The organism is Chitinophaga silvatica (assembly GCF_003419895.1).
GTDB classification, from domain to species: Bacteria; Bacteroidota; Bacteroidia; order Chitinophagales; family Chitinophagaceae; genus Chitinophaga; species Chitinophaga silvatica.
In genome coordinates, this window is the sequence record NZ_QPMM01000021.1 from 22,160 (window position 1) to 28,445 (window position 6,286).

Sequence of the window (6,286 nt, forward strand, 5' to 3'; positions counted from 1 at the left end):
TAGATTTAAACATGTCGGAATATCAATACATATTAGGTGATTCTTATAAAAAGCTTCAAGGCATTGAGGACGGCAAATTCAAACTAATAATAACATCTCCGCCTTATAACGTAGGAAAAGAATACGAAACCAAAAAGTCAATTGAATCTTATTTAAAAGAGCAAAAGGTTATTATCAAGGAGCTTATCAGAGTTTTACATTCATCAGGTAGTATCTGTTGGCAAGTGGGTAATTATATTGATAAAGGCGAAATTTTTCCACTTGATTTCTTCTATTATGATATTTTCAAAAGTCTGGGCCTAAAGCTACGTAATAGAATAATATGGCATTTTGGACACGGTTTACATTCTTCTAAAAGGTTCTCTGGCAGATATGAAACTATCTTATGGTTCACCAAGGAAGACAAATACACTTTTAATCTTGATGATGTTAGAGTTAAGTCCAAGTATCCAGGAAAGAAACATTTTAAGGGACCAAAGAAAGGCCAATATTCAGGTAACCCCAAAGGTAAAAATCCTGCAGATATTTGGGAGATTGTATTAAATGATTGGGAAAATGAAATTTGGAATATTCCCAATGTTAAATCCAATCATGTTGAGAAAACGGAGCATCCTTGCCAGTATCCAATAGAGCTAGTAGAGCGATGCGTTTTAGCGTTATCAAATGCTGACGATTGGGTTTTGGATCCATTTGCAGGCGTAGGCTCAACTGTATTGGCAAGTTTGAAGAACAATAGGAATGTTATCGGTATTGAGAAAGAATTGAAGTACAGGGATATTGGGTTAGAAAGAGTTCAAGCGTTTCAAAATGGAACCCTACAATTTCGCCCTATAGGAACCCCAATATATGATCACACACAATCCAAACTGTCCCAAGTTCCCATTGAATTTCGCGTATGACAATAGAACTTTATTCGCATAATGAAGCAGATAAAGCTGTTTCTCAAACAATTAAGGATACCCTTATTGAAATTCTCGAGTCAACAGAATTTGAGATATATGAAGGATGTGCCGTTAAATTAAGGAAGATGATTTTGGCGCAACTGAAAGAGGTAGGATGGTCCGATGATTTTAAGTTAGATGCGCATTCACAAATATCACTAACGTCCAGTAATCATGATCATGCATTATGTTTCCAAACTGGAAATATGAGCCGATTTTATGCAGACTTATTAAAACTACAGTTTGTTTATAAGAATAAAAAGGCAAAAGCCGCATTCTATATTATTCCTTCGAAAGAGGCTGCAAAGAAAATGGGGTCCAATATTGCACATTTCGACAGATTTTGTTTTGAAATAAGGTTATTCAAAGATATTGTTACTATACCAACATTAATAATTGGAGTCAAATAGTTATGAAATACGGTCATTCATTACCCGAACGTTTGCAAAAGTTTAACGAGTTATTTTTCAATAAACAAGCAAACACGATCACTAAATGGGACATCCCTACAGTTAACGGAACTGAATTATATGAGGTATACCATGTCTCTATCGAACTGCCAAAGTACCGTTTAGATAATACAAGAACGCTGGCATTACAGGAACAGTACATTTATAATAATAAACTTCCAGATGACTTTTTTAATGAAGTTGAATCAGATCGAGTACAGGAAATTCAGCACGGGTTTTTAAAAAAACTTATTGGCTCTTCAGATAAGGATAAAGATTTAATAAAATATTTCGAAAATCAAAATCAAACAGAGCCACTAATTCTAACTCATGACGGATTTGTGATTTCAGGTAACAGGAGGCTATGCGCATTTAGAGTGCTACTCGAAGGGAATTATGAAAAGTACAGACGCTTTAGTCATATCAGAGTGGTGGTGTTGCCAAGTCTTGATGGTGATAAAATAGATCAGATCGAAGATTTTTTAGAGCAACAGAAGGATATTAAGGAACCTTTCTCGTGGGTAAGCAGAGCGCTTGGATATAGGAGACGTATGCAAAGGTACAACTTTAGTGATGAGCAATTGACAGATATTACAAAGCAAAAGAAGGGAGAAATTATTGGGTTGATTAATAAACTTGAGGTTGCTGATCGTTACCTTGAATTCATCGGTTGTCCGAAAGATTATAATCAAATAATCGATGATTTTTATGCTTTTGAGAAAATTTATACTTGCCAACAGAAAGATAAGGCCGGGAGCATTGCCAAGAAAACTACTTTCGAAAAGCTTGCATTTTTAGCTATTAAGAATAAGGGGGCTTTTTCTGATAGAATGTATAAAAACATTCCTATCATGTATGAGGCTCAATCTTTAATTCAGAATGATATTGCAAGTGAGTTTGAGGAAGAATTTAAGCAATTTGATTCTACTGAAAAATTAAAATCTCCGTTGACTGGATTAAATCTCTTCCCTGATCCTGCAGTTTCCATTAATAAATTGGTAGAGAAGCCAGAACATGAGGAAAAGGTTATTGAGATTATAACAGATAGGATTGAAGGGTATTTAGCATTGGAGAGGGAAAAGAAAAAGAAATCGAGCGTGCTTGAAAGAGTTCGAAAGGCAAATACTCTATTGGTAGAAGCTAATGCTATTAAGAATGGTGAGATAGATACCAAAGGAGTGTTGAGTCAAATTACCAATATTGAAAGGGAGTTAAACAAATTAAAGGAGTGGGCAGATAATAAATGATATTGATAGATTACATAAAATTAAGTCAGTCATGTCGGCTTACGACAGATATTCCAAATAACGATTGGAAAAGAATTAGGTCTTATTATAGCGATATTAATGACCAATCAGAGATATTCGAAAACGCAATTGAGCTTCCATGGCACTCATTCATTTCTAATTTGAATATCTTAGCTGACATTGAAAGTCTATTTAATGTTGAATTATCCTTTACTGAATTGGCAAAGCAGATGCTTTCAGAATCTGTTAAAGTCCAGAAGGATATAGCTTCTATTGACGAAGCCACTGGAATATCTGAACCCCAAATACAATCAACTCTTGAGGTATTGGGGTTTAATCCTAGTCGTAAGCTTACTCCACAACAAGTTAGGAACTTATCAAAGCTTTCTAGAATTCAATTCGGCGCTACTTTTTCAGTTCCAGGTGCTGGAAAAACTACGGAGGCCATAGCCTTTTGGCTTTTGCATCGAAAGGAAGGTCAAAAGCTCATGGTAATTTGTCCAAAAAGTGCATTCCCTGCTTGGGAGGAACAAATACAAGTTTGTTTGCCCAATCATAATTTAAATGTAAAAAGGTTAACTCAAGGAAGTTCGCGAATTGAAGATGATTTAGCATTCAATGAGCAGGATGTCTATTTGATTTCATATCAGCAATTTAATCGCTGTTCTAATATCATTGCTAACTATCTTGATCAAAATCCTACGTTTGTTTTTGTTGATGAAAGTCATAGGATGAAAGGAGGAGACAGGACCGATACAGGGCGACAAATTCAAAGAATTTCACATTTGCCAGTTGGGAAGCTAATAATGTCCGGAACTCCAATGCCTCAGGGAATTGCAGATTTGCTTCCTCAATATTCTTTTTTATTTCCGACGGATGGAAACCTTAATGTTGATAATGTAAAAGAGAAGCTAAAAAGAGTTTATGTGAGGACAACAAAGGATGAATTACTAAATCCTGAAGATTTTCCGTTAAAATTTATAAGAACTCCAATTCCATTGAATGAATCGCAGCGGCATCTATATAACCTTATTCGTTCTGAGGAATTAAGACAAACTTCGGGAGTAGCAAATAATGCCCGAAGACTATACAGGCATTTGGGTAAAAGCTATATTAGGTTACTACAGGTAGTAACAAATCCTTCACTTCTTTTAAAAACCATTTACGACTTTCCAGATGCTTTACGCGAAGCAATCGAATACGGGGAAAGCAATAAATTGAGTTATACAGTAATGAAAGCGAGGAAATTGGCTAAAGAAGGGAAAAAGGTTTTGATTTGGTCTGGCTTTGTAGAAAACGTGGAAATATTGACTCAAATGCTTTCAGATCTTGGAGCCAAATGTATTCATGGCGGAGTGGAGGCTGGTAGTGAAGAAGAAGAGAATACCAGAGAGAGGATTATTAAAGATTTCCATGATGATCCTAATATGCAGGTATTAGTTGCAAATCCAGCAGCATGTTCGGAGGGTATAAGTTTGCACATGATATGTCATCATGCAATATATGTCGATAGAGGATATAATGCTGCACAATTTCTACAATCTATGGACCGTATTCACAGACTAGGCTTGCCCAAAGGTATTGAAACGATAATTGAAATCGTCCATTCTCCTAATTCTATTGATGACCTTATAGATATTCGATTAATTGAGAAAGTGAAACGTATGTCGGAAATTATGGAAGACCCTTCTTTGAATATTGAGCCTGTAACTGTTGAATTAGATGAAGAAGGATTTGATGAAGAGGATGCAAAGCAATTATTACGGCACTTGAAAGGTCAATTATAATATGTTTTCAGTTAGCTTACTATATTCAGTTCACGATTTTTTAAATCTTATTCCTGAGGCAGGCATGACCCCATCCAGCTTTAAGACTCATTTTCAAACATTCAAGTATTCTACAGCGGATAAAATTCTTGATGTTTCATTTAAGTGTGGATGGTCAAAGTTGTCAAAAGACGGCGTTATTATACTCTCTAGTAGGGGAAAGGAAATTTCAATTGTTGATTATAAATCTGCGTTGCGCTTTCAACTGGAGGATTTGATTTTGAATTTCAATCCAGTGTGGGGATCGCTGTTATTAAAGGGTAGAACAGAGGCTAAAAATTTTTTGCCTCCAGATGTAGCTCAATGTTTTAAAGACAGTGGTTTGTTCGATCAACTTAATGATGAGATTATACTTTTTTGGGATAAACTAGCATTAGCCTATAGAAATTATTCGCAAAAGAAAATGACAGAAATTGGTCGTGCTGGAGAAAAATTAAGTTTTAACTATGAGTGGGAAAGAACCGGCGTAAAGCCCATTTGGCAAGCGGTGGAATCTAACCTATCAGGATTTGATATTTTGTCAGTTACTGATAAGGTATCAAACAGGAAACTTCAGATTGAAGTTAAAGCGACGACTTCAGAAATCAGTTATGCAAAACTACATCTTACCAGGAATGAATGGAACACCGCGGAGAACAGTGCAAATTTTATTTTCCACCTTTGGCATTTGGGTGAAGATAATAAACTCTATAAAATAAAAGTTGAAAAGATGGCTATACATATTCCAGGAAATAATGGTGATGGTAATTGGGAAAATGTAGAAATACCGTTTAAGGTATTACTGTAATGAAAAAAATTTTCTATCAAAGTGGTCATTTGCCCACATCTATTTACTTATTCCTCAAGAAAAGCGCGTGTTTAATACCGAGAGACTATTTGCATCTTTACCTATTTCTACTGACAAAATATCGCGAAAAATAAATTAGCTTAGTTATTAATAAGCTTTTTCACCACGCTGCTGACAAATTGTTGGCAAAAAGCAAAAAAGACCGCTGACGCGACCTTTCAAATGTTTGATAACCAAGCTCCCCCTGCTGGACTTGAACCAGCGACCCTCTGATTAACAGTCAGATGCTCTAACCAACTGAGCTAAGGAGGAGTGTAACGGATTGAATTTTAGTTCATCCGGGTCGCAAATGTACTAAAAGCCTGCACATTTCAAAGAAAAAATTTAATGTTTTTTTGAATTTATATGCCCCTCCTTATGTATTTGCCTAAAAAAAGGCTCAGAATCTATTATGAACCTTTTTAGAGATGTTTTTCAGTTAAAAATGTATTGGGGATGTTTTTAATAGGCTTAGTACTCTTCAGATATGCAAATATTACTACTTCAAACGAATGAAATTCGATGGGAAAATTCTACAGTTAAGGCATGAAATTCAGCGATTCGATCATCATGTAATTTAATATGCAGCGCGGCTGTAGTTTCTTTGCTATGCATTTTAGAAATACGGGCATGTTTTTTTAAATGCCCCCTTGCTAAAAATAACTAACGGATATTTTTAAATCGAAAAAAGATATAGTATTTCCACGTTTGGCACCAAGTCTTTCGTGTATACTTATGCGTTAGATCGTGATGTGAGGTTTCGAAGAATTCATTAGTTTATATGGTGCTTTAGATAATAATGATGCATATGGCACTGAGAAATACAGGATAGATCGAAGGACTGTCAAAGATTCTATAAAGAAGAGCTATTGAGGAAGCATGGCATTGGAGAAGCACTAAAATGAATTTGGAGATAATATGGATCAAGTTGAAAACTTGGGGAATCAAGTTAAAAATCTTTGATTTGCAGTCTAATTAGATAGGAAATCGTGGATAA

General features: G+C 35.3%; 5 protein-coding genes and 1 tRNA gene. 5 read left to right on the plus strand and 1 reads right to left on the minus strand.

Going from position 1 to position 6,286, the window contains the following annotated elements; all coding sequences use genetic code 11:
- Positions 1–11: 11 nt before the first annotated feature.
- The 5 genes from DVR12_RS27375 (at position 12) to DVR12_RS27395 (ending at position 5,250) form a co-directional block, all read left to right on the plus strand.
- Positions 12–899, plus strand: a complete 888-nt coding sequence (locus DVR12_RS27375) for a DNA-methyltransferase (protein ID WP_116979037.1) — start codon at positions 12–14, stop codon at positions 897–899.
- Positions 896–1,351 (plus strand): PDDEXK family nuclease, encoded by a 456-nt coding sequence (locus DVR12_RS27380; RefSeq protein WP_116979039.1) that lies wholly within the window; start codon positions 896–898, stop codon positions 1,349–1,351. Before DVR12_RS27375 ends, DVR12_RS27380 begins: the two co-directional genes overlap by 4 nt.
- Before the next feature lie 2 nt (positions 1,352–1,353).
- Positions 1,354–2,637: a hypothetical protein gene (locus DVR12_RS27385; protein WP_116979040.1), complete on the plus strand. Its 1,284-nt coding sequence runs from the start codon at positions 1,354–1,356 to the stop codon at positions 2,635–2,637.
- 161 nt (positions 2,638–2,798) lie between these two features.
- Positions 2,799–4,424 (plus strand): DEAD/DEAH box helicase, encoded by a 1,626-nt coding sequence (locus tag DVR12_RS27390; protein WP_158563394.1) that lies wholly within the window; start codon positions 2,799–2,801, stop codon positions 4,422–4,424.
- 1 nt (position 4,425) lies between these two features.
- Positions 4,426–5,250, plus strand: coding sequence for a DUF3883 domain-containing protein (locus tag DVR12_RS27395; protein WP_116979044.1), 825 nt, complete (start codon positions 4,426–4,428; stop codon positions 5,248–5,250).
- Between the two features lie 238 nt (positions 5,251–5,488).
- On the opposite strand, the gene DVR12_RS27400 is transcribed toward DVR12_RS27395, so the two are convergent.
- A tRNA-Asn gene (locus DVR12_RS27400) sits at positions 5,489–5,562 on the minus strand.
- Positions 5,563–6,286 lie beyond the last annotated feature (724 nt).